Genomic DNA, 26,404 nt, shown 5'->3' with positions numbered 1-26,404 from the left:
GGGCGGCTCCGGCTCGGGGAGGGCCGGAGCCGCCCTCGGGCACGGACAGCGGTGGCGTCTTCGTGCCGGCAGGTTCGGCGCCGTCCGACCGCGCGATCGGGACGCGGGATTGTCCGCCGGCGCCGCAGCTCTGCCGGAAGAGATCCTCGCTCCGGAGCCGCCCGCCCGGCCATGCGCGAGCCGGGAACTACGGATACCCAAACAAATGCCGGGGCCCGCCTTTCGGCTGGTGTCCTCCGCCCGGGCCCGGCCTACGATGCGCCGATGAGCCCCCGCACCCCCGGCGACCAGGCCCGGTCCACGGCCGGGCTCGTGCGGCAGACCCTGCTGGGGGAGCGGGACCGGCCGCTGCTGGTGCTGGTCACCGGCGCCGCGGGAACCGGGAAGACCACGCGGACCGCGGAGCTGGTCGCCCTCGCCCGCGACGCGCGTGTGTCCCATGTGGACTTGTCGTTCACCTCCGCGCACAGCCCGGTCGTGCGGTCCGCCGTGGGGGTCGGCCCGCCGCCGGATCCCGCGAAGCGCGACGACGCCGGCGCGTGGCGCGAACGCCTGGCGCGGGAGGCGCCCGCGCTGCTGGTCGTCGAGGACGTCCAGCGCGCGCCCGCCGGGTTCGTCGCCCTGGTGCGCGACTGGGTGGAGCGGGCGGGGAACGGATGCGTCACCGTCGTCACGGCGCGCCCGGAGGAGCTCGCCGATCCCGACCTCCCGCTGGGACCCGGGCTCGCGCTGCCGGCGGCGCTCTCCGTGCGCCACGACCGCACCGCGCCCTGGACCGACGGCCGGGTGCAGGAGCTGGTCCACGCGCGGCTCGGGCCCGAGCGCTGCCCGCGCCAGGTGGTGGCCCGGCTCGCGCAGCTTTCCGGCGGCAACGTCCAGGTCGTCGCCGACCTGCTGGAGCTGCTCGGTGCGACGGGCTCGGGCGACGGGCCGTTCACGACGCAGGACGTCGACGCGCTCGGGGTGCCCGCCCGGCTCGCGCAGCTGACCGCCACCCGGCTCGCCGCGCTGTCCCCGGCCGCGTCGGCGCTCGTGGCGGCGGCGGGCGTGCTCGGCGGTCCGGCGGCCGTCGCGGACCTGGCCACCGCGGCCGGGCTGTCCGTCGAAGACGCCGAAACCGCGCTGGCCGAGGCCGGCACCCTCCTCGTGGCGGACGACCGGGGGGACCACGGGTTCGCCGTGCCGCTCGCGGCCGCCGCTGTCCGGGCCCGGCTGCCGGGCCCGCGGCGGCGGCGCCTGCACCTGCACGCCGCGGACGTGCTGGGCCGCCGCGACCCCGTTCCGTGGGCGCACGTCGCCGAACACCGCCGCCGGGGCGGGGCGACCGAGGAGTGGCTGCGCGCGGTCGAGCGCGCCGCCGGCGACGCGGGTGCGTTCGCCGACCCGGAAGCGGTCGTCGACGTCGTGCGGCCGGTGCTTGCCTCCGCGGAGATCGGCGAGGAGGTGCGGGCCCGCCTCGCGCTGCGGCTGTCCCGCAACGCGATCTTGACCCTGCCCTCGCCCCGGACCGTGGCGGTGCTGCGCGAGATCGTCGGCCTGCCCGGGCTCGCACCCGGGGTGCGCGGCGAAATCCGGCTCGAGCTCGGAGTGCTGCTGCACAAGCAGCTCAACCGCGCGGAAGGCTGGGAAGAGCTCGAACGGGCCATCGGCGAGCTGCGTGAGCGGCCGGCGCTGCTCGTGCGCGCGATGACCGCGCTGGCCAACCCGTTCCAGCCGGGGGCCGGCCTCACCGAACACGAAGCCTGGCTGGCGCGGGCCGGCCGGGTCGCCGACGACGACGTCTCGCGGGCCGCCGTCGCCGCCGCGCGGACGTCACTGGCCGTCGCCTGCGGGGACGCGGCCCCGTTGCGGCGGGTGCGGCCGCCCCGGGCCGGGCTGAACCCCCGGCACAACGAGTACCTGGCTCGCGGGCTCACGAACACCGCGGTCGGGGCGGTGTTCGCGGGCCGGTACCGGGCCGCGGGCGAGATCCTCGACCAGGCCCGCCGGTGCGCGGACGTGCTCGGGTCGCCGTTCTTCGAGCAGTGCGACCGCGGCACCCGGCTGCTGTACGACTTCGAGCGCGGCGCCTGGGACGGGCTGGCCGAGCGGTGCCGCCGAGGCATGTCGGACGCCGGTGTCCATTCGGACGCCCGCCTGGTGCTCGTCCAGCTGGCCGTGGCGCGCGGCGACTGGGCCGAGGCCGAAGCCGTCTGGCCCGGCCGGGAAGGCTTCGCGTTCGTGCCGTACGCCGCGGCCGCCGCGGCCACCCGGGCCCGCATGGACCTGGCCCAGGGCCGGGTCGGGGACGCCGTCACGACGGTCGAGCAGGCGTGGGGATCGCTGGTGGGCAAGGGGATCTGGGTCTGGGCGGCCCGGCTGGTCCCGGTCGCCACGCAAGCCTGGCTCGCGGCCGGGGCTCCCGACCGGGCGGCCGACGCGGCCGGGCAGTTCGCCGCCGGCCTGCGGGGCCGGAGCTGTCCGATGGCCGCCGCGGCGCTGCGGTGGACCCGGGCCCTGCTGGCCGACGGCGAACCCGTGGCGTTCGAGCGCGCGTCGGCGCTGTACGCGCGGCTGGCGGCCCCGTACCCGGCGGCGCTGGCGCTGGAGGGCGCGGCCGGTGCCCGGCACCTCGAAGCGGCGCTGGCGACGTTCACCCGGCTCGGAGCGGCGTGGGATGCGACCCGGGTCCGCGGCCGCCTGCGCTCGGTGACGGGCGATGCCGAGCTCCTTCGCGGCCGCGGCCGCCCGGCCTACGACGACGCGTTGTCCCCGCGCGAACGGGAGGTCGCCGAGCTGGCTTCCGGCGGGATGACGAACCGGGCGATCGCCGAGACCCTGCACCTGTCCCCGCGCACGGTGGAGCACCACGTCGCCCGGGCGATGCAGAAGCTGGGGACCCGGTCCCGCCGGGCCCTTGCGGCCGCTCTCGGGACGTGATTACGACGGGTGCGGACGGGGTACCCGCGGCCGGATCGAAGTGCCGGCGCCGGAGGGTTTCCGCAGTGTGGATTCGCAAGAAGATGGCCGTTCCCGTCAACGACGTCGACCGTGCGGTCGCCGTTCTCGCCGCCCAGGGCCTCGGCGCCGAGGGAGCCGGCCGTGAGCTGAGGGAGATGGCGCGGGTGCGTCACATCTCCCTGGCCCGCTGCGCGGCGTTGGTCGTGGCTTCCGCGGACCGGGCCGGGCGCTGACGCTCCCGTCCCGGTCCGCCGGCTATCCGCCCAGGGTGACGTGGAAGATCTTTTCGTTGCTGTTGTCGGGGATGCTGTCCTTGTCGCCGTTGTTCGTCGTCGTCAGCCACAGGCCGCCGTCGGGCGCGGGTTCCACGGTGCGCAGGCGCCCGTAGGTGCCGTTGAAGTAGGCCTGGACGTCGGTCAGCTCGCTGCCGCTGATCACTTCGCGGTACATCCGGGTCCCGCGTTCGCAGGCGACGTAGAGCACGTCGCGGACGATGGCGATGCCGGAGCAGGAGCCGTCCGCCGTGGAGTACGTCCGCTTGGGCGCGATGAACCCGGCGGTGCCGCACGTCCCGGACGTTCCCTCGCAGGCGGGCCAGCCGTAGTTGCCGCCCTTGGTGATCAGGTTGGTCTCGTCCATCACCGCGTTGCCGAACTCCTGCTCCCACAGCCGGCCCTGGGAGTCGAACGCCAGGCCCTGCGGGTTGCGGTGGCCGTAGCTCCACACCGGGTTGCCGAACGGGTTGTCCGAGGGCACCGTGCCGTCCGGGTTGAGGCGCAGGACCTTGCCGTTGAGGCTGGCCTTGTTCTGCGCGTTGTCGCCGTTCTGGGCGTCGCCGGTGCTGGCGTAGAGCTTGCCGTCGGGCCCGAAGCGCAGCCGGCCGCCGTTGTGGAACTTGTTGCGCAGCAAGCCACTGAGCAGGACCTGTTCCGACGCCGTGTCGAGCTTGTCGTTCGTCAGCTTGATCCGCACGATCCGGTTGTCGGACGGCGACGTGTGCATGACGTAGAGCCAGTGGTCACTGGCGAAACTGCTCGCGACGGCCAGCCCGAGCAGGCCGCCCTCACCGTCGGTGTTGTCCACGCCGGGAACCGTGCCCACCGACGTCTTGGCCCCGGTGGCGGGGTTCAGGTGGACGATGTCGTGGGCGTCGCGCCGGCTGTAGAGGATCGTGCCGTCCGGCAGGGTCACCAGGCCCCAGGGGATGTCGGTGTCGGTGGCGATCTGCGTCACCGCGCAGACGGAGTCGCCGCAGGCCGCGCCGGTCGTCACGGTCGTGGACGCGCTGGGTGAGGACACGTTCGCCTGGGCGTCCCGCGCGACGACGTAGTACGTGTACGTCGTGTTCGCCGCCAGGCCGCTGTCGACGAAGGTGGTCGCGGGCGGCGTGGTGGCGGTCCCGGTGACCGCGCCGACCTTGGCGCCGCCGCGGTAGACGTCGTAGGCCCGGACGCCGATGTTGTCCGTGGCCGCGGTCCAGTTCAGGGTCACCGTCGTGCCGGACGCGCGGCCGGTCAGCCCGGTCGGCGCGCTCGGCGCCTGGGTGTCCGGCTGGCACTGCGGCGGCGTGATCGGCACGGTGGTGCTGGCCTGTGAGACGTTGCCCGCCGCGTCCCGCGCGTTGACGTACAGGCCCCAGGTGACGCCGCCGACCACGGTGAGACTCGTCGACAGGGTGCTCCCGCTCACCGACTTCATCAGCTGGCCGTCGTGGTAGACGTCGTAGAACGCCACGCCCACGTTGTCGGTGGCGGCGTTCCACGAGAACGTCACGGCGTCGCAGACCAGGTCGCTCACCCGCGGGTTGCCCGGCACGCTCGGCGGCTGGGCGTCACCGAGGGAGGTGCGCCACTTCTGGTTGCCCCCGCCGTTGCAGGTGTACAACCCGACCAGGGTGCTGTTCGCGGTGCCCGCCCCGGTGACGTCCAGGCAGAGGCCCGACTGCACGCCGACGACGGTGCCGTCGGCGGTGATCCGCCACTTCTGGTTGCCGCCGCCGTTGCAGGGGTAGATCTGCGCGTCGGCGGGGGAGCTGGTGCTCGCGCCGGCGACGTCGAGGCACATCGTGCCGTCGTAGACCCGCAGCTCGCCGGCCGCCGTGAACGTCCACGCCTGGTTGGCCTGGCCGTTGCAGTCGTAGATGTTGACACGCGTCTTCGCGGTGGTGCTGTTGCCGACGACGTCCAGGCAGCGTCCGGAGGCCACGCCGACCACGGTCGAGCCGGTGGCGGCGGTCGCGGTGGGCGCGGCCGCCGCGGCGGCGCCGAGCACCACGGTCAGGAGCCCGGCGAGAAGGCGCCGGCGGGTGCTCGAGGAGACCATTCTTCCCTCTTTCACGGTGAATCGGCCGGAGAGCGCGGAAGGCCGGAGTGCCGCACCACTGTGGGGGGACCGCGACCGGACGTCAAGACTTGTCCGGCTGCTTGTCCGATGGGTTGCCGGTTCCCGTTGTACGGTGTTTCATATATCAGATTTGACTTGGGGAGGTCTGGTGGAGCTCACCCGACGTCAGGCCCTGGCGATCAGCGCGGCCGGTGTGGCCGCGGCGGGGTTGCCGGTGCCCGGAGCCGCGCCGGCGGCCGTGGCCGGGCCGGTGACCGAGACCATGCTGCTCACCGGCAGCGACGCCGACCACACCGTCGACTGGGACTTCGTGGTCACGGCCGGCCGGCGTGCGGGGGAGCAGGCCGTGATCCCGACGCCGTCGAACTGGGAATGCCACGGCTTCGGCAGCTACCACTACGGCGGGGATCTGGTTCCGGCGGAGAAGGGCGACTACCGGCATTCGTTCACGCCGCCGGCGTCCTGGGCCGGCCGCCGGATCTTCCTGGTGTTCGAGGCCGCCATGACCGACGCCGACGTGCGGGTCAACGGCGTCTCGGCGGGCCCGGTGCACCAGGGCGGCTTCTACCGTTTCCGCCACGACGTCACGGCCCTGCTGCGGCTCGGCGAGCCGAACCTGCTCGAGGCGACCGTCAGCAAGGAGTCGGCCGACAACTCGGTGAACGACGCCGAGCGCCGCGGCGACTTCTGGAACTTCGGCGGGATCTTCCGGCCGGTGTTCCTGGAGGCGTACCCGGCTGCCCGGATCGACCGCGTCGCGATCGACGCCCGTGCTGACGGGACCTTCGCCGCCCACGTCACGCTCGCGGGGGTGACCGCGGCGGCCCGGGTGACCGCGCAGCTGCGCGGGCTCGACGGCACAGCCGTCGGCGGGGCGTTTTCGGTCGCCGTCGCGAGCGGCGCCACCGGCGCGACCTTGACCACCACCGCGGTGCGACCGGCGTTGTGGACGGCCGAAACACCGAACCTCCACCGAGTCGAACTGTCTCTTGTGGACGCCACCGGAGTGCCGCTGCACAGCACCGCCGAGCGCTTCGGCTTCCGCACGGTCGAGGTCCGGGCCGGCGACGGCGTCTACGTCAACGGGAAGCGGATCGTCCTCAAGGGAGCGAACCGGCACACCTTCTGGCCGACGTCGGGCCGGGCGTCCAGTCCTCGCCTCGCCCGGCTCGACATCGGGCTGATGAAGGACATGAACATGAACGCCGTCCGGATGTCGCACTACCCGCCGGACACGTTCTTCCTCGACCTCTGCGACGAGCTCGGGCTCTACGTCCTGGACGAGCTGACCGGCTGGCAGCGTCACTACGACGAGGGCGTCGGGGCGCCGCTGGTCAAGGCCCTGGTGGAGCGCGACGTCAACCACCCGTCGATCCTGTTCTGGGACAACGGGAACGAAGGCGGCTGGAACACCGCGCTGGACGACGACTTCGGCCGGTACGACCCGCAGCGGCGCGCGGTGCTGCACCCGTGGACGACGTTCGGCGGCGTCGACACCAGTCACTACCAGACCTACAGCAGCACCGCGAGCAAAGCCGCCGGCACCACGGTCTTCATGCCGACCGAGTTCCTGCACGGCCTCTACGACGGCGGCGCCGGAGCCGGCCTGAACGACTACTGGAAGCTCATGGGCGGCGCCCAGCGCTCGGCGGGCGGGTTCATCTGGGCGCTCGTCGACGAAAGCGTCGCGCGGGACGACCGCGGCGGGGCGCTCGACACCAACGGCAGCCGCGCCCCCGACGGGATCCTGGGGCCGTACCGGGAGAAGGAAGGCAGCTTCTTCACGATCAAGGACATCTGGTCGCCGGTCCAGCTGGCCAGCCCGGCCTACTACGACTCGGTGTTCCCGGCGTCGTTCGACAAGACCGTGAAGCTGGTCAACCGGTACGACTTCACGAACCTCCGGGAGTGCCGGTTCGCCTGGCAACTGGTGGCTTTCCCGGTGCCGGGCGCGGGAACCGGCCACCGGGTCCTGTCCCGGGGCCAAGCCGGCGCGCCGGACGTCGCGCCGGGCGCGACCGGTGCGGTGACGCTCGGCCTGCCCGCCGACTGGACGGGCGCCGACGCGCTGCGGCTGACCGTGACCGACCCGGCCGGCCGTGAGGTCGCCGGCTGGACGTGGCGCATCCGGAAGGCGCCGGACTTCGCCGCGCGCCTGGTCATGCCGGCGACCACGGGCGGAGTGACCGCGACCGAGACCGCCACCGCGGTGACGCTCGTCGCCGGAGCCGTCCGGGTCACCGTCGGCAAGGCCGACGGACGGCTGGCCGGTGCGCGCCGCGGAAGCACGCCGGTGTCACTGGCCAACGGTCCCGCCCCGGCTCACGGGACGGCGGCGCTCACCGGGTTCAGTCATTTCCGTGACGGCACCGGCTGGGTCGTGCGAGCGGACTACAGCGGCGACCTGACGTCGGTGCGCTGGCGCCTCGACGCCAACGGCTGGCTGCGGCTGGACTATCACTACCGCGCCACCGGCGACCACGATTTCCTCGGGGTGAACTTCGACTACCCGGAGGCGAACGTCCGGGGCCTCACCTGGCTCGGCGACGGGCCCTACCGCGTCTACAAGAACCGGCTGCGCGGCGTGTCGCCCGATGTTTGGCGCAAGCCGTACGACAACACCGCGACCGGGGCGAGCGGGTTCGCGTACCCGGAGTTCAAGGGCTACCACGCGCGGACCTGCTGGGCCGTGCTGGACACCGCCGAAGGCGCGGTCACGATGGTCGCCGGGGAAGAGGGTATGTACCTGCGGTTGTTCACGCCGGCGGTGGGGCCGGATCCGCAGCACGCCGTGGTCGCCTACCCCGCCGGCGGCCTCTCGCTGCTCGACGGGATCGCACCGATCGGCAACAAGTTCCACAGCGTCACGTCGCTGGGTCCGGAGAGCGGCCCGAACGCCGCTGCCGGCGAGTACCACCGCACCGTGTATTTCCGCTTCGACGGGTGACCGCCGCGGTCGTCACCTCGGAGCTTCCCAGGCGGCTTCGACCATCCGGAAGATCTCGTCCAGCGCGGCCCCGGGGTCGGCGGCGTCGCGGGCGATCGCGTAGGCGTCGACGACGAACCGTGCGATGGCCCGGCACGCGGTGGGGGAGCGGTCCAGGTCGGTGGTGATGGTCGTGGCCAGTGCGTCGGCGTACCGCAGCAGCATGGCGTCCTCGTAGGCCCGCAGCGCGGCCGAGGAGCTGATCATGCGCCGGAGAGGAGCCCGGTCGCGCGCCGCGCAGTGGCGGACCATGGCGTGGACTTCGCGGTGCAGCGCGGGGATGAGCGGTTCACCGGCGCGGTCGGTGACGGCCCGGGTGAGGCGCTGTTCGAAGTCCTCGTCCTGCGCGAACACCAGTGCCTCTTTCGAGGCGAAGTGGGCGAAGACGGTGGTGACGGCGACATCGGCTTCGGCGGCCACGTCGCGGATGCCCACCGGGTCGTACCCGCGGTCGAGGAACAGGCGCAAGGCGGTGTCGGCGATCTTCTGCCGGGTCGCGGCCTTCTTGCGCTCGCGGCGTCCTGGTGGCGCGGTCACCGGCGGAGACTATCAGGTCGCTAAAGCTATCCGTTCTGAAAAGCTAACCGTTAGTGTTATGGTCGGGGTATGAAGATGATCAGCTTCGCCGAGTTCGGCGGTCCCGAGGTCCTGCGTCTGGTCGACGCCGAGGAACCTCACGCCGGTCCCGGGCAGGTACGGATCGCGGTGCGGGCGGCGGGCGTGAACCCCGTCGACTGGCGGTTGCGGGAGGGCCAGGTGCTCGGGGCGCACCCGGTCGTGCTGCCGGCCGGGGTCGGGCTGGACGCCGCCGGGGTGGTGGACGAGGTCGGCGCCGGAGTCGGCGGGGTCGCGGCCGGCGACTTCGTGTTCGGGGAGGGGACGAGCACGTACGCGGAGTTCGCGGTGCTGTCGGCGTGGGCGCGGATGCCCGATGAGCTGACGTTCGCGGAGGCGGCCGGGTATCCGTCGGTGGTGGAGACCGCGGTGCGCGTCCTGCGCGAAGTGGGCGTCGAGGCCGGGCAGACGCTCCTGGTCAGCGGAGCCGCCGGCGGGGTGGGAACGGTGGTGCTGCAGATCGCCCGCGCCCGCGGGATCAGGGTGATCGGCACGGCCGGGGCGGCGAACCAGGACTACCTGCGCGGTCTGGGCGCGGTGGCCACGACCTACGGCGAAGGGTGGGCCGACCGGGTGCGGGCCCTCGGCCGGGTGGACGCGGCGCTGGACCTGGCCGGCTCGGGTGTGCTCGGTGAGCTGGTGGCGCTGACCGGGGACCCGGGGAAGGTGATCTCGATCGCCGACCTGGCGGCCCCGCGGTTCGGCGTCCGGTTCTCCGGCGTGGCCGGCAGCGTGCCGGACGCGCTCACCGAGGCCGTCGCCCTGATCGCGCGGGGTGAGCTCCGCATCCCGGTCGAGAAGTCGTACCCGCTCGCCGAGGCGGCGGCGGCACACGTCGACAGCCAGGCCGGTCACACGCGAGGCCGCCGCGTCGTGATCATCTGACCGCGGGCCGTGATGCGGGCCACTGTCGTCCGGTTCGTCGGGGAGTTCACGCATGACGGGTGCCCGGATCGGGTAAGCCGACGCGTCTCGCGTGCGCGCGAGGCGGCTGAAGAGGTGGTGCCGGTTCAGCCAGCAGCCGGCACCACCGTCCGGCTTCGGGTCGTTGCCGGCCACAGGCGAAGGGGATCCTGATGAGCCGCCGCGGGGTGTCGCCCGGCGAGCGGCGGACGGTCGTGCTGGACTGGGCGAGTGGATCCCGTCGAGGAGTGGACGAACGCACAGCACCGGGTGACCGGCTTGACCGGAGATCTTTCCTCGGGGGAGGCGACCGAGCTGGTGCCGGCTTGTCCCGAGTGGACGGTGCGGGACCTTCTCGCGCACATGGTCGGGCTTGACGCCGACGTGCTGGCGGGTGACGAGCCCGACGACCACAACGAGGCGTGGACGCAGCGGCAGGTGGACCGGCGTGCGAACAAGTCCGTCGTGGCGCTGCTCGAGGAGTGGGCGGGCCTGGTCGAGCCGATGCGGCGGTGGATGCGTGAGCACACCAGCCGTCCGCTGAACGACGTCCTGATCCACGAGCAGGATCTCCGCGGCGCCCTCCGGGTTCCCGGCGGACGGACCACTCCCGGACTGTCGAGCTTGCGGGACGACTTCGCCGAGCGGTTCCGGGCCGCGGTCGCCGACCGTCCACCGATTCTGCTGGACGGTGGTACCTGGCAGTGGGTTTCCCGGGGACCGGCCGAGCGCGTCGCCACCGTCGTCCGCGCCGACGCGTTCGATCTGACGCGTGCCTTGATGTCCCGCAGGTCGGCCGGTCAGCTGCGCGCGTGGACGGTGCACGGGGACATCACGCCGTACCTGTCCGGCTTCGCCACGCTCGGTGACCTGCCGGAGCGGGATCTCGAAGAATGACGGCGCCGGCATGGACGGCCGCGCGCGGTGGGCCCGCCGAATTCACTCTCTCGTGTCATCTTCGACCGGACTTTCACCCTGTGGGGCATCGTCACCGATTTTGCGGGTAACCCGAGTCGGATCGGTCAAGCCCACGAGATGCAAGTGAGTTCGCAGATGTCCGTTGACAGCGCAAAATCCCCGGTGCTCGACGCCGTCCGGCTGCTGGCCGTGCTGGCCGGCGCCGAGCAGCACGCCCGAGACGGAGAAGGTCTCACCGAGCGCATCCGGTCTCTCGAATACCGGGCCGGAGCCGGGGATGCGTACGCCCACGCACAGGAGCTGGTGCGCAAGATGACCGGCATGCCGGTCGAGTCGGACTCGGACCGGTGACGTGGCGACGTCGCTCGCGCTCTTCACCCGCGACCTGCGGGTGCACGACAACCCCGTGCTGCACGCGGCCGCGGCCGCCGGCCGCTGCATTCCGCTGTTCGTGGTGGACGATCGGATAGGGCGCTCCTTCGGGTGCCCCAACCGGGCGGCCTTCCTCGCGGACTGCTTGGCCGACCTCGACCGAAGCCTTCGTGACCGTGGGGGACGGCTGGTGGTCCGGCACGGTGAGCCGGTCGAGGAAGTGCTGGAAATCGTGCGCCGCCACGACGTCGGCGAGGTGCACGTCGCCGCCGACGTGAGCAGGTTCGCCACCGCACGTGAAGGAAGACTGGCGGAACGGCTCGGGCAGCTCGGCGTGGCGTTGCACGTCCACGACACCGTCGTCACCGCGGTCGCGCCCGGATCCATCACCCCCACCGGCGGAAAGGCCCACTTCGCGGTCTTCACCCCGTACGCGCGGAAGTGGCAAGCAGCCGACCGGCGCGTGGTCCTGCGGGCGCCGTCCTCGGTGAAGGTGCCGCGGATGGCCGCCGGGAAGGTGCCCGGCGCACGGCAGCTGGATGGCGGCTCGCCGTCACCGGAGCTCCCGGAAGGCGGCGAACGAGCCGGACGCAAGCTGGTGACATCGTGGCTGCGCGATGGCGTCGACGGCTATGCCGACAGCCACGACGCGTTGGCCGAGGAGGGGACTTCGCGCTTGTCCCCGCATCTGCACTTCGGCACGGTCTCGGTCACGGAGCTGCTGGACCGGGTCGGGACGGGGTCGGCAGGTGCCCGCGCGTTCGCGCGGCAGCTGGCGTGGCGCGACTTCCACCACCAGGTGCTCGCCGCCCGGCCGGAATGCGCGACCCGGGACTACCGGCCGCACGGTGACCGGTGGCGCGAGTCCAAGCGGGATTTCGCGGCCTGGCAGGAGGGCCGGACCGGTTACCCGGTCGTGGACGCGGGGATGCGGCAGCTCGCCCGGGAAGGCTGGATGCACAACCGGGCCCGGCTCATCACGGCGAGCTTCCTGACCAAGACGCTTTACCTGGACTGGCGGCTGGGTGCCCGGCACTTCACCGAGCTCCTGGTGGACTGCGACGTCGCCAACAACCAGCTGAACTGGCAGTGGGTCGCCGGGACCGGCACCGACACCCGGCCGAACCGGGTGCTCAACCCGCTGGCCCAGGCCAAACGCCACGACCCGGACGGTGAGTACGTCCGCCGCTACGTTCCCGAGCTCGCGCACGTCCCGGGCGGCCGGGTGCACGAACCGTGGAAGCTGCCGGACGACGACCGGCGCGCACTCGACTACCCGGCGCCCATCGTCGACTTGACGGACGGTGCGCGACGGTTCAAGCGGGCCAGGGAAACGGCCTGACCGAACGCGAAAGTGACGGAGGAGAACCATGAGCGAAGACGAACACCGGATCGTGACCACGATCGCGCGGGAGGTCCGCACGGCGATGATCACCAGCCGTGGCGCCGGCGGCAAGCTGACCAGCAGGCCCATGACCAGCCAGCAGGTGGATTTCGACGGCACCGCCTGGTTCTTCGTCACCAGGACCGCCGACCTGGTGGCCGACGTCGGCCGGGACGACCAGGTCAACGTCAGCTTCGCGGGTTCCGGCTCCTGGCTGTCGCTGAGCGGGACCGCGTCCGTGGTCGACGACGCCGCTCGCAAGAAGGAGCTGTGGAACGAGTTCGTCCAGGCCTGGTTCCCGAACGGCCCGGACGACCCCGATGTCCTCCTGCTGAAGGTGGACGCGGACTCCGCCGAGTACTGGAACACCCCCGGCGGCAAACCCCGGGCCCTGTTCGAAATGGCGAAGGCCCGGCTGACGGGAAACCGGCCGGACCCGGGCGACAACAACGCCGTGGACCTCTGAACCGGCCCGGCCCGGCCCGGACGGCGCCGCGAACGAGGTCCTCCTCGTCAGGGTTTCCGGAAGTCCGGTCGGCGCCGCCGTCGAGGACGAGCTGCTGATGGCGCGGACGAGGGTGACCCCGGCCGTCGAGGGCGTTGTCGTAGACCTGTCGGCGGTCACCCTGCTGTCGATGGAAGCCGTCGACGCGCTGATGAAGATGGCCCGGCGGTGCCTGGACCACGGATGTCCTCTTTCGGTGCGGGCCTCGGTTCCCGCGCGCCGGAAGCTGGAGCGGATGGGGGTGGCCGGGTTGCTGCGGCTGGAACCGCCTTCCGACCCCGCGTCGGTCCGCAGTACCTAGGCCTTCGACCGGCGACCGCGGTGGTCGAACCCAGTAGTGTGCGGTGGGTCGGGACACCGTTCGACGGCGTCCCGACCCACCTGCTGCGGCGACGTTTCCCCGCGCCTCCGCTCCCCTGATTCCCCTCTTCGCAGCCACGCCCCTCGCCTGACTGCTTGATCATCTGTAACCCGCCGGCGGAGAGTTCAACCGCCGTTCCGGTGAAGTCACCCCAGCGGGTGATGCCACCCGATCCGCCTCACCGGCCTCGCTGCGCGACGATCACGTCGTCGACGAAACGCAGCTTGGCGTGAACGGGGGCGGAAACGACGAACGGGTAGGGATCTTCCTTGCCCATGCTGCGGTTGAGCTGGTTGAGGGCACGGGACAGCGGGACCCAGGTCTCCAGCAGGCCGTCGAGGTCGTCCGGGTGGTCCTCGGGGACGGCGTCGACCGACGTCGCTCCGTGCGGTTCGATCGGGGTGCCCGCCACGAGCACGCCCAGTGCCGCGGCGGTTTGCACGGTGTCGCGGATGTGCAGCAGGTGAGCGAAGGTCTCCGCCCAGTCTTCCCACGGGTGCGCGGCCGCGTAGTGGCTGATGTGCCTGTCCGCCCAGTCGCGGCCGGGCGGCTTCGCGTAGTGGTCGGCCAAGGCCCGCTGGTAGTCGGCGCGTTCGTCGCCGAACAGCTGCCGGAACTCCGTCAGCGCCGGGCCGCCCGCGATCAGCTTTTCCCAGTACCAGTGCCCGACCTCGTGCCGGAAATGGCCGAGCAGTGTGCGGTACGGCTCGTGGAGCCGGGCACGGAGGGCTTCGCGGTGGCTGTCCTCGGCCTCGGCGAGGTCGATCGTGATGACTCCGTCGGCGTGCCCGGTCGTCACCTGCCGGCCGGCGCTGGACAGCAGGTCGAACGCCAAGCCGTGCCGGGGGTCGACCGTGCGGTCGACCACCGGCAGGCGGAGATCGTCAAGCTGGTGGAGAAGCCGGCGCTTGGCCGCTTCGGCGCTGCGAAAGGCGCTGTGGGCGGTGGTTTCGCCGTCGTCGGGCCGGGTTCTCGTCAAGGCGCAGCAATCGCACAGCTCGCCCTCGACAGCGGTCCAGTTGCACCCGGCCCGCTCGGCGTTCGCGCACCGGCGGGACTCGATGGTCTTGACCATCGCGCGGCTCCGGCGGTCGTAGCAAACGGCAGTTCCACAGACGACGCACCGGTCGTTTTCGAAGAACAGCAGGTTGGCGCATTCCGGGCACGTGAACGTGTGCACTTAGGCCTCGGACCGGGGTGCTCAGAACCAGTGCGCGCGGCCGCCGATCATGCGCCCGGTGCCGCCGAGGATGGCCAGCACGACGCCGGCGACGGCGAGCACGATGCCGATCGTGTACAGCACGGGGATGCTGATGACGAACCCGAGGACGATCAGGATGACGCCGAGAACGATCACGGTGGAGAACTCCTTTTCCCGAGGTTCGCCACCGGGATTGGTGGCGGCCGACCTCGCGGCCGGGATGCCCTCGGCGGGGGTTGTCCAAACACTCGTTTTCACTCGGTGGTGACGACGGGCCACGCACCGGCAACTGCCGGCGCGTCGGGGAACAGTGCCCGCCCGGGTTCGGGCGGGCTCACACTTCCGCCCACGTCATCCAGTCGTCGCCCTCGCGTTGAACGCCCCAGGCCGCCGCCAGCTCGTCGAGCATCAACCGGCCGAGCGCGGCGTCGGCAGACTCCACCGCGTCATGGCGTGGCACGGCCGGCGGAGTGGAGATCACCTCGATGTGGGCGGTCGTCGGCATGTCGAACCGGCACAGGTACACCTCCCGCAGCCGTCCGCCGTGGCGCTGAGCGTCCGTCACGAGTTCGTCCACGAGCAGCAAAAGATCGACGCGCCGGGCGGCCGAAACGTCCGCGAACACTTCGGCTGCCAGCCGGCGGGCCGCGGCGCCCGGCGGCAGCTCTCCGGCCGCGACGCGCAGGACGGAAATGGCGGTCATCGCGGCACGCTCCTTCGGCCTGGCACCCGGATTCGGGGTGTACCCGGCGCGCTGCGGCACAAACGGAAGGCCTGAAGGTGGTCGTGTGAAACGAGCGGTTCGTGGGCACCCTGGCACCGGACGACCGAGCGCTGCGGCTGAGGGAACGATTCGGATGAAATACGAGACGGCGAACTACGAGACCGGCGGGCGAGACTGGGCTGACAGCGAAGACGTCCGGAATGACTTGGCCGAGCTGATGGGGCAGCTGCCGGCCCGAGCCCGGCCGCTGCTCGCCCGGATGTCCACCCCGGGCTGGCACGCTGTTTCGGACGTCGACCGGCTGCTGGTACGGCAGGTCAACTGGTGGTGCGGAGCGTTCTGGTTCCGGTTTCCACTGCTGCAGTGCGATTCCCGTGGCGTCAGCATGGCCCCGGCTGCCCGCCCTCTGGTGCGCGCGATGCTCGGCGTCGAAGATTTCGACGAGCATGATGGCCCGGTTCGGGTGACGTCGATCCCCGCGCCTGTCGGGAGTGGCCGATCGGCTCGAGCGCGCGAGGCCTCCGTCAGGCCTTTGCCGGCGCGGGGCTGAGGAAGACGATCAAGAACGTCGCGATCGGCCCGAGCAAGAGGGACAGCAGGAACCACACCAGGCCACTGCGGTTCTTGCTCTGGGCGAGTCCCGCGTTGATCAGGCTCAAGGTGCCCCAGCCCGCGTAGTAGCCGGCGTTGATCATCGAATGCTCCTCCTGGTGGAAGCGGTGGCGGGTGCGCCAGTCCTCGAGAGGGCCAAGATAGCGGTCGAAGATTCCGGCCGCGACCGCGGCGCGAGTTTGGCCCTGCGTGGCAAGGGGAATTCCCAGTCCGGCCGCGTCGCTCTCGGCCGTCGGGCGCGATCCTCCTCACCTCGGTGCGTTCGACGGCTCGCGAAGGTTCTGGTGCCGGACTCCTCGGTACGGCACCAGAACCGCGCGACAGGTCAGCTCTGCTTGGTAAGCGCCGATCTCGAGGCCTGCGCCGGGCTTGCCCGCCGGAAAGGGCAAGGGACGGCCGACAACCTGATCGTCGCCGGTCATCCCGCGGACCGGATCCGAAAGATGATCCGGTTGACGAGACCGGGCGCCGGCCGGACGTCGGCGGCGGCGATCAGGTTCAGGCAATGGCGGAGCCTGGCGATCTCGGCCCGCAGCGCGGCACAACCGGGGCACGGTGCGCTCGCTCCCTCGCGGTCTTCCCACGCGGCGGCTGGATCGTGTTCGCACGGCCGGTTCCCGGACGGGCCGGCGGTCACGGCGCCAGGACTCGGCTCAGCGCAAGCCGTGCCCGCCGGAGCCCGTCCCTCAGTTCCGGCTCGGTCACGGTGAGCAGCTCGGCCGCCCTCGCGATGGGGAAGCCGAGGACGTCGTGGAGCAGCCACCCGGTCCGGTCGAGGCGGCCGACACGACGCAGCACGCCGGGCAACGACGTGGTAGCCGGGCGGCCGACGCAGCGGGCGACCGCGTCGCACAGAAGATCGGTGACACTCGGATCGCGGCCTTGCCGGCGCCACAGCGCGACGAACAGCTCTTCGGTGACTGCCTCGGCCTCCTCGGCGTCGCCCAGCAGACAGGCGACCAGCCGGAACACGGTGACGTGGTTGAGGCGGACGAAGCGTTCGAAAGCGAGCAGAGGTGCGTCGACCGGTTCGTGGGGAGAAGCGGTCAAGACGGACGATGGCACGGTTTCCTCCCGGGGCCTCGCTGTTGAAGCCTGGCGCGGGGGGAAGTTGCCCATCGCGGCGGTGCCCGAAACACCGCCGACGAGGTTCAGCCCTCGGGAGCCGGTTGTGCGGTGGGAACGATTTCCGCCCAGACCGTCTTCCCCGTACCGCGCTGGTCCTGACCCCAGGCGACCGAGCACCGCTCGACGAGGGCGAGCCCACGGCCGCCCGTTTCCGACGGCGGACGCGGGCACGCGGGATCCAGGCACGAGTCGTCGACTTCGACGCGGAGCCAGTTCGACCGGCGCAGCAACCGCACCTGCCGGGGTGGTGTCCCGTGCCGAAGCGCGTTGGACACCAGTTCGTCCATGACCATGACCGCCTCGACCACGTCCTGCTCCGGCAGGTCGCCCAACGCGGATCGCGCCCAGCGCCGAACCCACGACAACTCGGCAAGATCGTCCTCGACGTCCAGCACCAGGGTCTCGGTCTGGTCGTTCGTCACCTTCGCGTACCCAGTCGACATCGGACTCCCAGTGTTCTTGCGGCCCCGCCGATCGAGGTCCGTGGAGGCCGGATACCCACACCTGGAAGCCGAAACACCTGACGAGCGGAGCACCGAGCCCGTGGCCGAGTCGCTGCTCTCAGTGGCGAGACTGACTCATGCGTCGCGAGTCGCGGACGGGGAGTCCGTCGCCGGGACGTCGTCGTGCCGCTGCTGAGCGAAGTACGCCGACAGGCCGGTCCGCTGCAGCATCATCTCCAGGCAGCGAGGCGGATCCCTCAGCTCCAGCCGCACTTCGGCGGCCGTGGCGTCCCGGTGGACCAGCAGCAGGGTTCGCAGCCCGGTGGAGTCCAGGAAGGTCAGGCCCGCGCAGTCGAGCACGAGCACCTCGAGCCCGGTCGAGGCGAGTGCTTCGGCGGCCGTGGCGAGCAGGACGCGGGCGGAGCCGAACTCGAGGTCGCCGCACAGCCGGATGGCCGTGGTGGCGCCGGTGGGATGCAGGGTGGTGCAGTGCAAGGGCGTGGCGGTCATTCGGTGAACCGCCCGCGGGTGTGCCCGCCGATCGCGGTCAGGTGCCGGCCCCGGGACGCGGTGATCGCCAGGACCGCCATGTCGTCGTGCCGGCCGGTACCGGCCCACTCGGCGGCGAGCATGTTGACGTGTTCGGCGACGGCGTCAGCGGACATGCCCACGCACGCTGTGAGTGCTTCGGCCAGCCGCTCCTGGCCGAACATGACGTCGCCCAGCGGACCACCGCGGGCTTCGATGATGCCGTCGCTGTAGAGCAGGCACGTCTCTCCCGGGGCCAGGAACAGCTCGGTGGTGGTGGTCTCGAGGTCGGGCAGGACGCCGAGCAGCGTACCGGAGGTCTCGACCGGCTCCACCCGCCCGTCCGCCCGGACCACCAGCGGCGGCACGTGCCCCGCGGTGGTCAGGCGGATCCGGACCCGGGAGTCGCGCCGGGACACCGAGGCGAGCGCCAGGGTGACGAACCGGGCCTCGCCGTCCTGACGGAGCACGTCGTTGAGCAGGTTCAGGACCCGGTCGTGCTCGCCGACCAGCCGCAGCAGCGCGCGCAGGGTGGTGCGGACCTTGCCGGTCAGCACCACGGCGTCGAGGCCCTTTCCGCACACGTCGCCGAGCACGGCGACCGACTCCGCGTCGTGCTCGCCGTCCGCGGCTCCGACGCGGGGATACACGTCGTAGAAGTCGCCGCCGATGCGGTCGGCGTCGGCCGCGGCCTGGTAGCGGCCGGAGTAGTCGACGCCGTCGAGCCGCCCGATCTTCGGCGGCCGCAGCTGCTTGTTCAGCGCGTCGGCCGCCGAGGCTTCCCGGGCGAGCAGCCGCGCCGCGGAGATCGCGGTGCCCGCCTGAGCGGCGAAGGAACGGGCGAAGGTCTCCTCGTCCTCGGTGAACCCCGGCTCGGTCGCGGCGCGCACCAGCACCAGCGCGCCGACCGGCCTGCCGTGGCCGGGCAGCGAGGTCACGGTGATCGCGCCGGCCGGACCGAGCTCTGCCGGCGTCAGCCAGGACGGCGCCGTCGCCGGGGCCAGCCAGCCCGAGGGAACCGGCGGGAACCCGCCCAGTGCCTCGGCCAGCCCGGGCACCGCTTCCGGTTCGACGCGCAGGGAACGCAGCCGGGCACGCTGCCCGCGCACCGACCAGGTCACCTCGTGCTCACCGGGCAGCTCACCCGGGGTGACGACCAGGGCGGCGTCGGCGAGGTGCCCGGCGGCCAGCTCCGCGGTGATCTGCTGGCAGCGGAGCTCGGTGAGGGAGGACAGCAGGGTGGTCGACAGCCGGGCCAGCAGCGCGGCCCGATCGCGCTCGGCTCGCAGCTGGCGCTGGGCGGCCAGGGTGTCGGTGACGTCGGACAGCCACCACAGCACGGAACCGTCCTGCTGGGCCACGCGGTGGCCGGCGAACCAGCGGTCACCGATCGGGCCGCCGGCCTGGTCGCCTGCGGTGCCCGGGGCGTCGATCAGCCAGCCGGGCATCACCGATGCGATCGGGTCGCCCGCGCGAAGCGCCGGGAACAGCGCCCGGGCCGCCTTGTTGACCGCGACGCATCGGTCGCCGCGAGCTTGCAACGCCGGCGAAGGCGCGCTGAACCAGCCGCCGACAGTGGCGGTGGTTCCTGGCGGTGTGATGCGAACATCGTCCATGTCGGCAGAGTTTCCGCAGGCCGGGAGACTCCTCACCCCATCGCTGCTCGGCGGCACGTCCCTCTCAGGATAGCGGGTCGCGATCAGTTGCCACGGCGAATCGCATCGGTTGTGCGTCGATTTCACCCGCCGAGACGATGGCGTCCGCGGGACCGGCGAGGGCACCGCGGCAGTTCACGCCGGTCGTGTTCGCCGAGGCCGCCGACGGAAGTGGGAACAGCGCACCCGCGGTTCCGTGTCCGCCGGCGGACTTACCTTGCCCGACCGGCTCTGGCGCCGGCTCAGGCTTCGACTTCGACGATGGCCGCGCCATCCGCGGCGCGCTGCACAGCCTCACAGCCGGCTTTCGCGGCGGCCTTCGTCTCGTAGGCTTCGCCGGAGGCGACGACCTCACCGTTGCCCGCCTTCAAGCGGAAGCGGTGCTTACCTGCTTTGTCCTGGTATACCTCGAACTTTCCCGCCATGGTCGCTCCTTCGGGGCGCCTGGTCGTGCTCGGACACGATCGGGTTACCCCGCGGAGAAGGGCCGTAACCCGCGGTCGGAGAGCGCAGTCGACCGGGCCGTGATCGGGTGAACCACGTCGGGTCCGATCTCACCTCATGCACTGTGTCCGCGTAGCAGGATGAGGCTGTCCCGCAGGGAGCCGGCCACCGTCTCCGGCGGCAGTGACAACGCCGAGGCGATCTCGCCATACGTGCGCCCGCCGCAGTAAGCGAGGAGCACGAGCTCCCGGTGAGGCGCGGTCAGCGCGGCGAACGCGGGATCTTCGGAGCCGTGCACACAGGAGGGCGCCGGGAGCGAGGTCGACTGCGCTCGGAGGTGAGCCACGGCGTGCTTGTGGGCGAGCGACAAGGCCCAGGTGCGGACGGTTCCGTCGGCACGGCGGTAGTGCGGTGCCGCGCGCCAGAGCTCGACCAGCACCTGCCCGGTCAGGTCTTCGGCCACCGACCGGTCGGTCACGACGTGGCGGACCAAGCCCAGCACCGGGCCGGCCAGCTGGTCGACCATTTGCCCGAACGCGAACTCGTTTCCTCGGGCGACGAGCTCGATCAGCCGGTCGAGGGTGGCCCGTGAACGTCTCCTGCGCAAGTGCCGCCCGATGCGGGAGCGCACCGGTTCGCCGGTGCCGCCGGAGTGTCGGGGCAGGGCCGCTTGGACCACGTCAGACCGCCTTCAGGAGCAATCGCGGTACCTGCGTTCGCAGGCATCCGCGAGCGCTTTCCCCCGATGGCGAACTCTCAAACCCGAATCGTGCCGGCAAACCGTCAGGGCACGATTCCGACGCCGCCGTAGCCCAGTCGTTCCGCCGTGGCCGGCGCTCGGAGCCGAGGGCCGTCGGGCCACCAGGCGGCCAACGGGACCAGCCCCGGTTCGAGCAGGTCGAAGCCGGCGAACTGCTGCCGGAGCTCGGCGACGGTGCGGCAGCGGATGCGCCGGCCGGAATGGACCTGCCAGATCTGCGCGACAGTGCGCGGCAGCTCTTCGTCGGCGTCGGTGGCGTGGGCCCAGCCGCTGAGAGCCAGTGCCGACCCGGGCGCCAGCAGGGTGCGATATCCGGCGAGTGCCGCGGTCAGGCGGTGGTCGTCGAACTCCAGCTGGGTGCCGCGGGTCAGCAGCACCGCGACGGGGCGGCGGAGATCCAGAGCCGGCCACAGCTGCTCGCCGAACAACAACTGGTGTGGGTCGAGATGGTCGCCGTGGACGATCGCGGTGTTGTCATCGTCGTCCAGGAGCGCCCGCGCGTAACTCAGCAGAAGTGGATCCGTGTCGGTGTAAACGACTTTCGCGTCCCGGTTGTACCGTCGCGCGACCTGGTGAGTGTTCTCCCGGACGTGCGGCAGACCGGCGGCGAGGTCCAGGAACTGGTCGATGCCACGACCGGCGAGATGACGGACGACCCGGATGTGCCACGCGCGCGCCGCTCGAAGCAGCTCGGTGAACCCGGGCGCTGCCTCCTCCAGCGCCGCCAGCGCTTCTCGGTCGAGGACGTAGTTGTCGGTGCCGCCGAAGGCGGCGTCGTGGATCCGCGCGGACGAGGCGACCGGCTGACGCCCGGACCGTGCGGCGGCAACGCGCGGGGAAGTCGTGTTTGTCACGCCACGCACCTCCGGTGCCGAGTGGGGAGGAACGGTTCCGTGCCGGCAGGCAGACTATCAATTCTGATAAGGCTTGTGACCACTTCGGAAGTGACACCAAAGTGCGATTCTTGCTCATTCGATGTCTACTCGCAGTGGGTGTCGGAGCCGGCGTTTGCCGCGCTTCCCGGTCTCGGCGGCTGTTCGAGGTCTCCCGCCGGTTACCCGGTGTCGTATCGACGGATGCCGGTGCCGCGGCCTGCCGCCGGGCTCGCCGGTTCGGGTTGTGTCGTCGTGCGTGATGACGCCGAGTAAGGTTCGGCTCCGGTTGAGCACGCAGCCACAGTCCTCACAGCTGTTCGAGCTGTTTTCTGCCGGCGTCGCCCCCGGAACCTTCCGGAAACGCTGTGCGGTCCGGGAGAGGTGGCTGTCTTGTCGAACGCGGTACGTCTCGGCCCGCACGTGCCTCCGATGCTCGCTCCCGGGCGGGACCAGCTGCACATCCTGCTGGTCGAAGACGACGACGGTGACGCGATGCTGGTCGAGGAAATGCTGCTCGACGTCGCGGCGAGCGCCGAGAGCGTCAGCTTGGAGCGGGTCTCCACCTTGGCGCAGGCGCTGCTGCGCCTGGACGCGGTCGACGGTGTCCTGCTCGACCTGCAGCTGCCCGACGCCACCGGCCTGGCGGGGTTGAACCGGATCCGCGGGCTCGCTCCGACCACCGCGGTCGTGGTCCTGACCGGCCACCAGGACGACCAGGCCGGAATCGCCGCGGTCGGCGCCGGGGCCCAGGACTACCTGGCCAAGGACAACGTCGACGGCCCGCTGCTGGTGCGGGCCTTGCGCTACGCGTGGGAGCGCAGCCGCTCCGAGCGGTTCGAGCAGCAGTTGTTGCAGCACCAGCTCGTGGCGAGCGAGAACGCCCGGCTCGAACGCGGCCTGCTGCCCAGTCCGCTGGTCCGGGACCCGGGGCTGCGGCTGACGGTCCGGTACCGGCCCAGCCGGGAGCGTGCGCTGCTGGGCGGGGACTTCTACGACGCGATCGAGCTACCGGACGGATCCGTGCAGCTGATCATCGGTGACGTCTGCGGGCACGGCCCGGACGAGGCCGCACTCGGAGTGGCGCTGCGGATCGCGTGGCGGTCGGTCGTGTTGTCGGGCATGCCGATGGCACGAGCCCTGGGCATGGTCGAGAAGCTGCTGGGCGTCGAAGCGATCGAACCGCTTTTCGTGACAGCCTGCGCGGTCACCGTCGCCGCGGACCGCCGGTCGCTGCGGATGGTCCTGGCGGGGCATCCGCCGCCGCTGCTGGTCGACGGCGATACCGGCGCGCGGCTGCTGAGCGCGCACCTGAGACCGCCGTTGGGCATCGCGCCGGGCAGTCCGTGGCGCGAGCACGACGTCGCGCTGGGCGGGGCCTGGTCGTTGCTGCTCTACACCGATGGCGCCTTCGAAGGCCGCGCTCCGGACGGGCGCCGGTTCACCGGCCACGAGCACGCGGTGGACGCGGCGGCGCGCGTGGTTTCCCGGCGACGTCGCGGCGACGTCCTGGACGAGGTGATCCAGGCGGTCGACGAGATCCACGGCGGGCCGCTCGACGACGACCTGGCCCTGGTCTTGCTGACCTTCGACTCCGAGGAGCGGTCTTGACGAGCCACGAACCCGCCGCGGGCCGCGTCCGGTCGATCACCACGTGGGCGTGGATCACGGGCGTGGTCGCCTCGGTGCTGCTCGCCGCGGCGATCATCGCCGGCGGGTTCGCGGTGACGAAGCTGTCGGCCGCCCGCACGGCCCTGCTCGACGTCACCGGCCCCCAGGTGCTCCAGGCCAACGCTCTCTCGGCCGCGCTGGTGAACCAGGAAACCGGGATCCGCGGCTTCCAGCTGACCCGGGAGCCGCAGTTCCTCCAGCCTTATCGGGACGGTTTGGCCGCCCAGGAAACCGCGGAGGCCGAACTCCGGCGCCTCGGCGCCGTCGCGGGGACACCGGGCGGCGCCGATCTCGCGGCCGTGCTGCGGGCCGCCGACGAGTGGCGCCGGGTGATCGCCGACCCGGTGCTTTCCGGGGCGGCCGTCCCACCCGCCCGGCTCCTGGACGGCAAGACCCGCTTCGACGGGCTGCGCGCCGTGCTGGCCACCCAGCAGAGCCACCTCGACGCCGACCGCACGGTGGCACGCGGGAACCTCGCGGATGCCGCCGGTCTGCTCACGGCCATGCTGGTGACGATCGCGGTGTTGTTGTGCGCGGCGATGGCGGCGGTGTTCACGGTGCTGCACCGCACGGTGATCCGCCCGATCCGGAGGCTGGCCGGCGAGGTCCGGAGCGTGACGCTGCACGACGTCACGCGGCACGTCCGGGGCACCGGGCCCCGGGAGATCCGCGACCTCGCCGGGGACGTCGAATCCCTGCGCGCCCGGATCGTGGACGACCTCGCCCGGCTGGAGCACGCCAAGACACTGGTGCAGGCCCGTACCGAGGAGCTGGAGCGGTCGAACTCAGACCTCGAGCAGTTCGCCTACGTCGCCTCCCATGACCTGCAGGAGCCGTTGCGCAAGGTCACCAGCTTTTGCCAGCTCCTGCAGAAGCGCTACCAGGGCCACCTCGACGAGCGAGGGAACCAGTACATCGGCTTCGCCGTGGACGGGGCCAAGCGCATGCAGGTGCTCATCAACGACCTGCTCGCTTTCTCCCGCGTCGGGCGCCGCACCGGTGAGCCGAGCGAGGTCGACACCGGCACGCTGCTGGCGGCGGCGACCGCCAATCTCGATGCCACGATCACCGAGACCGGCACCCGGATCACCCGCGGCGACCTGCCGACCGTGACCGGAGAGCCCGCACTGCTGACCGCGGTGTTGCAGAACCTGGTCGGCAACGCCGTCAAGTTCCGTGGCGAAGACCCGCCGGTGGTGCACGTCGCGGCGGAGCGCCAAGGTGCGGTGTGGCTGTTTTCGGTGACCGACAACGGCATCGGGATCGGCGAAGAGTACGCCGAGCGCATCTTCGTGATCTTTCAGAGGCTGCACGGCCGGGCGGACTACCCCGGTACGGGGATCGGGCTCGCGATGTGCCGCAAGATCATCGAACACCACGGCGGCACCATCTGGCTGGACACCACCCACCACGGTGGCAGCCGGTTCTGCTTCACGTTGCCTGCCACGCCCATCGCAGCTCCGACGCTGGTCGGTGCCGTACCGGAAGGAAAGTCACGATCATGACCGAGGGCAGCGAGCCGATCGACATCCTGCTGGTCGAAGACGATCCCGGTGATGTGCTGATGACGCGGGAGGCGTTCGAGCACCACAAGATCCGCAACAGCCTGTCGGTGGTGTCCGACGGGGAACAGGCGTTGCAGTTTCTGCGCCGGGAAGGGGCTTACGCGGATGCGCCGCGGCCCGGGCTGATCCTGCTGGACCTGAACCTGCCCCGCAAAGACGGTCGCGAGGTGCTCAGCGAGATCAAGGCCTCGCCCGAGCTGCGCAGCATCCCCGTGGTCGTGCTCACCACCTCCGAAGCCGAGGAAGACATCGTGCGCAGTTACGACCTGCACGCCAACGCCTACGTCACCAAGCCCGTCGACTTCGACAACTTCGTCGAGGCGGTCCGGCAGATCGACAACTTCTTCGTCACCGTCGTCAAGCTCCCGCGCTGACCGTTTCGCAGAACCGTTGCCGCCGTTTCCGGCTCGCGCCCCGAGCCGGTTTCCCACCCGGTCGAGGGAAGTTCCCCGCCCCGGCGCCGTGAGAGGCTTCCGATGAAGAGGGGATGGCGCGTGGAAGAATCACGAGGCGGCGCGGGCGGGATCGCCGCGGTCGCCGGACCGGAGCTGCTGGCCTTGCTGGACGCGGTTCTGGACCGGGTGGACACCGACCTGTCCGGGACTCTCGGGACGGCGCTGACCGTCCGATCGGGGGCAGGCCGGGCACCGGCGATCCTGGCTGCCACCGGAGCCGGTCATCTGGTGGAAACCGCCCAGCTCGTTCGAGGCCGCGGACCCGTCGCCGACGCCCTGCGGTCAGGGCAGCCGGTTGTCACCGAGGACGTCCGGTCGGATCCGCGGTGGCCCGGCCTCGACGAGGCCGTGATCGGAAGCGGCCACGCGGACCTGACCAGAGCGTGGGAGCCGGTGCGGGGGATCGGCGTGGTCACCGGCCTTTGCGCGGGAAGCCTCATCGCCTTGTCCGCCACGCTGGACCGGCCGGCCGGGGTGAGCACGATCGTCAAGCTCGCGCGGCTGATGGCGTTGGTGCGCGGTGCGCTGGAACTGGCCGTGGCTCGGCCGCCCGCGGGCCCGGAAGACCACACACTGGCAACGGATTCCCGCGGCGTGCTCGACCGAGCGATGGGAGTGGTGATGGGGGTGGTCCGGTGCGACGCCGCCCAAGCTTGGCGGTTGCTGGTCGAAGCCGGCCGCCGGTTCGAACTGCGACCGGGTGACCTGGCGTCCGCTCTGGTGCAGACGTGCGCGACGACGGCGACGGAGCCGGTCGTGGCATCCGAGACCGCCCGGGACGCGGCCACCGCGACGTGGGCAGCGCTGCAGGCCCTCGGCGCGGCGACGGTGCGGAGGTCCTGACCGCTGGGTACGACAGGGAGAATCACCGCCGGCGGCGGCGGCACCGCCCGGAACAGCCGGGCACGGTCTTGTGCCGGGGCGCGAACACGAAGCCGGGTGGCTGCCCTCGCTGTTCGGGGAGCGGGCTGCCGCCGGTTCAGGGGCGCGGTGGGGTGCTCCGGGACCGCGAAGTCAGC

The 26,404-nt window shown here is 71.7% G+C and carries 27 protein-coding genes; 14 read left to right on the top strand and 13 right to left on the bottom strand.

Annotated elements, in window-relative coordinates; all coding sequences use genetic code 11:
* Window positions 1–264 precede the first annotated feature (264 nt).
* Window positions 265–2,919, top strand: coding sequence for a LuxR C-terminal-related transcriptional regulator (locus tag ACZ63J_RS32920; RefSeq protein WP_465400437.1), 2,655 nt, complete (start codon window positions 265–267; stop codon window positions 2,917–2,919).
* Window positions 2,920–3,002: 83 nt separating this feature from the next.
* Window positions 3,003–3,173: a hypothetical protein gene (locus tag ACZ63J_RS32915; RefSeq protein ID WP_465400436.1), complete on the top strand. Its 171-nt coding sequence runs from the start codon at window positions 3,003–3,005 to the stop codon at window positions 3,171–3,173.
* A gap of 22 nt (window positions 3,174–3,195) precedes the next feature.
* Here the strand turns inward: ACZ63J_RS32915 and ACZ63J_RS32910 are convergent, their stop codons facing one another.
* On the bottom strand, window positions 3,196–5,262 hold the full coding sequence (locus tag ACZ63J_RS32910) for a PQQ-dependent sugar dehydrogenase (protein WP_465400435.1): 2,067 nt from the start codon (window positions 5,260–5,262) through the stop codon (window positions 3,196–3,198).
* A gap of 169 nt (window positions 5,263–5,431) precedes the next feature.
* Between ACZ63J_RS32910 and ACZ63J_RS32905 the strand changes: the two genes are divergently transcribed.
* Window positions 5,432–8,230 (top strand): glycoside hydrolase family 2 TIM barrel-domain containing protein, encoded by a 2,799-nt coding sequence (locus tag ACZ63J_RS32905; RefSeq protein WP_465400434.1) that lies wholly within the window; start codon window positions 5,432–5,434, stop codon window positions 8,228–8,230.
* A gap of 12 nt (window positions 8,231–8,242) precedes the next feature.
* Here the strand turns inward: ACZ63J_RS32905 and ACZ63J_RS32900 are convergent, their stop codons facing one another.
* Window positions 8,243–8,806: a TetR/AcrR family transcriptional regulator gene (locus tag ACZ63J_RS32900; protein ID WP_465400433.1), complete on the bottom strand. Its 564-nt coding sequence runs from the start codon at window positions 8,804–8,806 to the stop codon at window positions 8,243–8,245.
* Between the two features lie 69 nt (window positions 8,807–8,875).
* Here ACZ63J_RS32900 and ACZ63J_RS32895 point away from each other — a divergent pair, with 69 nt between their 5' ends.
* The 6 genes from ACZ63J_RS32895 to ACZ63J_RS32870 all read left to right on the top strand — a co-directional run bounded on the left by ACZ63J_RS32895 (window position 8,876) and on the right by ACZ63J_RS32870 (window position 13,267).
* Entirely contained in the window at window positions 8,876–9,769 is an 894-nt protein-coding gene (locus ACZ63J_RS32895; protein WP_465400432.1) for an NADP-dependent oxidoreductase, read from the top strand.
* 249 nt (window positions 9,770–10,018) lie between these two features.
* Window positions 10,019–10,684, top strand: coding sequence for a maleylpyruvate isomerase family mycothiol-dependent enzyme (locus tag ACZ63J_RS32890; RefSeq protein ID WP_465400431.1), 666 nt, complete (start codon window positions 10,019–10,021; stop codon window positions 10,682–10,684).
* A gap of 156 nt (window positions 10,685–10,840) precedes the next feature.
* Window positions 10,841–11,056, top strand: a complete 216-nt coding sequence (locus tag ACZ63J_RS32885; protein ID WP_465338713.1) for a hypothetical protein — start codon at window positions 10,841–10,843, stop codon at window positions 11,054–11,056.
* 1 nt (window position 11,057) lies between these two features.
* Complete coding sequence (locus tag ACZ63J_RS32880) at window positions 11,058–12,419, top strand: cryptochrome/photolyase family protein (RefSeq protein WP_465400429.1); 1,362 nt, start codon at window positions 11,058–11,060, stop codon at window positions 12,417–12,419.
* Window positions 12,420–12,447: 28 nt separating this feature from the next.
* Window positions 12,448–12,927, top strand: coding sequence for a pyridoxamine 5'-phosphate oxidase family protein (locus ACZ63J_RS32875; protein ID WP_465400428.1), 480 nt, complete (start codon window positions 12,448–12,450; stop codon window positions 12,925–12,927).
* 97 nt (window positions 12,928–13,024) lie between these two features.
* Complete coding sequence (locus tag ACZ63J_RS32870; RefSeq protein ID WP_465400427.1) at window positions 13,025–13,267, top strand: STAS domain-containing protein; 243 nt, start codon at window positions 13,025–13,027, stop codon at window positions 13,265–13,267.
* A 238-nt stretch (window positions 13,268–13,505) separates the two neighbouring features.
* On the opposite strand, the gene ACZ63J_RS32865 is transcribed toward ACZ63J_RS32870, so the two are convergent.
* From ACZ63J_RS32865 to ACZ63J_RS32855, 3 genes are all read right to left on the bottom strand, one after another.
* Window positions 13,506–14,507, bottom strand: coding sequence for a zinc-binding metallopeptidase family protein (locus tag ACZ63J_RS32865; RefSeq protein ID WP_465400426.1), 1,002 nt, complete (start codon window positions 14,505–14,507; stop codon window positions 13,506–13,508).
* 21 nt (window positions 14,508–14,528) lie between these two features.
* The gene (locus ACZ63J_RS32860; RefSeq protein ID WP_465400425.1) at window positions 14,529–14,684 is read right to left on the bottom strand and encodes a hypothetical protein; all 156 of its coding nucleotides are present in this window, start codon (window positions 14,682–14,684) and stop codon (window positions 14,529–14,531) included.
* Between the two features lie 178 nt (window positions 14,685–14,862).
* Entirely contained in the window at window positions 14,863–15,231 is a 369-nt protein-coding gene (locus ACZ63J_RS32855) for a hypothetical protein (protein ID WP_465400424.1), read from the bottom strand.
* 154 nt (window positions 15,232–15,385) lie between these two features.
* Between ACZ63J_RS32855 and ACZ63J_RS32850 the strand changes: the two genes are divergently transcribed.
* Complete coding sequence (locus tag ACZ63J_RS32850) at window positions 15,386–15,802, top strand: hypothetical protein (protein WP_465400423.1); 417 nt, start codon at window positions 15,386–15,388, stop codon at window positions 15,800–15,802.
* Here ACZ63J_RS32850 and ACZ63J_RS32845 read toward each other — a convergent pair.
* The 8 genes from ACZ63J_RS32845 to ACZ63J_RS32810 all read right to left on the bottom strand — a co-directional run bounded on the left by ACZ63J_RS32845 (window position 15,777) and on the right by ACZ63J_RS32810 (window position 21,676).
* On the bottom strand, window positions 15,777–15,947 hold the full coding sequence (locus tag ACZ63J_RS32845) for a hypothetical protein (RefSeq protein WP_465338705.1): 171 nt from the start codon (window positions 15,945–15,947) through the stop codon (window positions 15,777–15,779). The genes ACZ63J_RS32850 and ACZ63J_RS32845 overlap by 26 nt on opposite strands.
* 550 nt (window positions 15,948–16,497) lie before the next feature.
* Entirely contained in the window at window positions 16,498–16,914 is a 417-nt protein-coding gene (locus ACZ63J_RS32840) for a hypothetical protein (protein ID WP_465400422.1), read from the bottom strand.
* Window positions 16,915–17,015: 101 nt separating this feature from the next.
* Entirely contained in the window at window positions 17,016–17,435 is a 420-nt protein-coding gene (locus ACZ63J_RS32835; protein ID WP_465400421.1) for an ATP-binding protein, read from the bottom strand.
* A gap of 135 nt (window positions 17,436–17,570) precedes the next feature.
* Window positions 17,571–17,945: an STAS domain-containing protein gene (locus tag ACZ63J_RS32830; RefSeq protein ID WP_465400420.1), complete on the bottom strand. Its 375-nt coding sequence runs from the start codon at window positions 17,943–17,945 to the stop codon at window positions 17,571–17,573.
* Window positions 17,942–19,579 carry a PP2C family protein-serine/threonine phosphatase gene (locus ACZ63J_RS32825; protein WP_465400419.1) on the bottom strand — a complete coding sequence of 546 codons (1,638 nt, stop codon included), beginning with the start codon at window positions 19,577–19,579 and terminating at the stop codon, window positions 17,942–17,944. The genes ACZ63J_RS32830 and ACZ63J_RS32825 overlap by 4 nt, the downstream gene beginning before the upstream one ends.
* A gap of 281 nt (window positions 19,580–19,860) precedes the next feature.
* The gene (locus ACZ63J_RS32820; protein ID WP_465310855.1) at window positions 19,861–20,043 is read right to left on the bottom strand and encodes a YegP family protein; all 183 of its coding nucleotides are present in this window, start codon (window positions 20,041–20,043) and stop codon (window positions 19,861–19,863) included.
* Between the two features lie 134 nt (window positions 20,044–20,177).
* On the bottom strand, window positions 20,178–20,741 hold the full coding sequence (locus tag ACZ63J_RS32815; protein ID WP_465439715.1) for a sigma factor: 564 nt from the start codon (window positions 20,739–20,741) through the stop codon (window positions 20,178–20,180).
* Window positions 20,742–20,845: 104 nt separating this feature from the next.
* Complete coding sequence (locus ACZ63J_RS32810; protein ID WP_465400417.1) at window positions 20,846–21,676, bottom strand: SAM-dependent methyltransferase; 831 nt, start codon at window positions 21,674–21,676, stop codon at window positions 20,846–20,848.
* A 450-nt stretch (window positions 21,677–22,126) separates the two neighbouring features.
* Between ACZ63J_RS32810 and ACZ63J_RS32805 the strand changes: the two genes are divergently transcribed.
* The 4 genes from ACZ63J_RS32805 (at window position 22,127) to ACZ63J_RS32790 (ending at window position 26,228) form a co-directional block, all read left to right on the top strand.
* Window positions 22,127–23,305, top strand: coding sequence for a PP2C family protein-serine/threonine phosphatase (locus tag ACZ63J_RS32805; RefSeq protein ID WP_465400416.1), 1,179 nt, complete (start codon window positions 22,127–22,129; stop codon window positions 23,303–23,305).
* Entirely contained in the window at window positions 23,302–24,870 is a 1,569-nt protein-coding gene (locus ACZ63J_RS32800) for a sensor histidine kinase (protein WP_465400415.1), read from the top strand. The genes ACZ63J_RS32805 and ACZ63J_RS32800 overlap by 4 nt, the downstream gene beginning before the upstream one ends.
* Window positions 24,867–25,304 (top strand): response regulator, encoded by a 438-nt coding sequence (locus ACZ63J_RS32795; protein ID WP_465338694.1) that lies wholly within the window; start codon window positions 24,867–24,869, stop codon window positions 25,302–25,304. The genes ACZ63J_RS32800 and ACZ63J_RS32795 overlap by 4 nt, the downstream gene beginning before the upstream one ends.
* A gap of 120 nt (window positions 25,305–25,424) precedes the next feature.
* Window positions 25,425–26,228, top strand: a complete 804-nt coding sequence (locus ACZ63J_RS32790; protein ID WP_465400414.1) for an ANTAR domain-containing protein — start codon at window positions 25,425–25,427, stop codon at window positions 26,226–26,228.
* Window positions 26,229–26,404 lie beyond the last annotated feature (176 nt).

This window comes from Amycolatopsis sp. NPDC104863, assembly GCF_055582965.1.
This window is presented reverse-complemented; position numbering and strand designations above follow the sequence as displayed.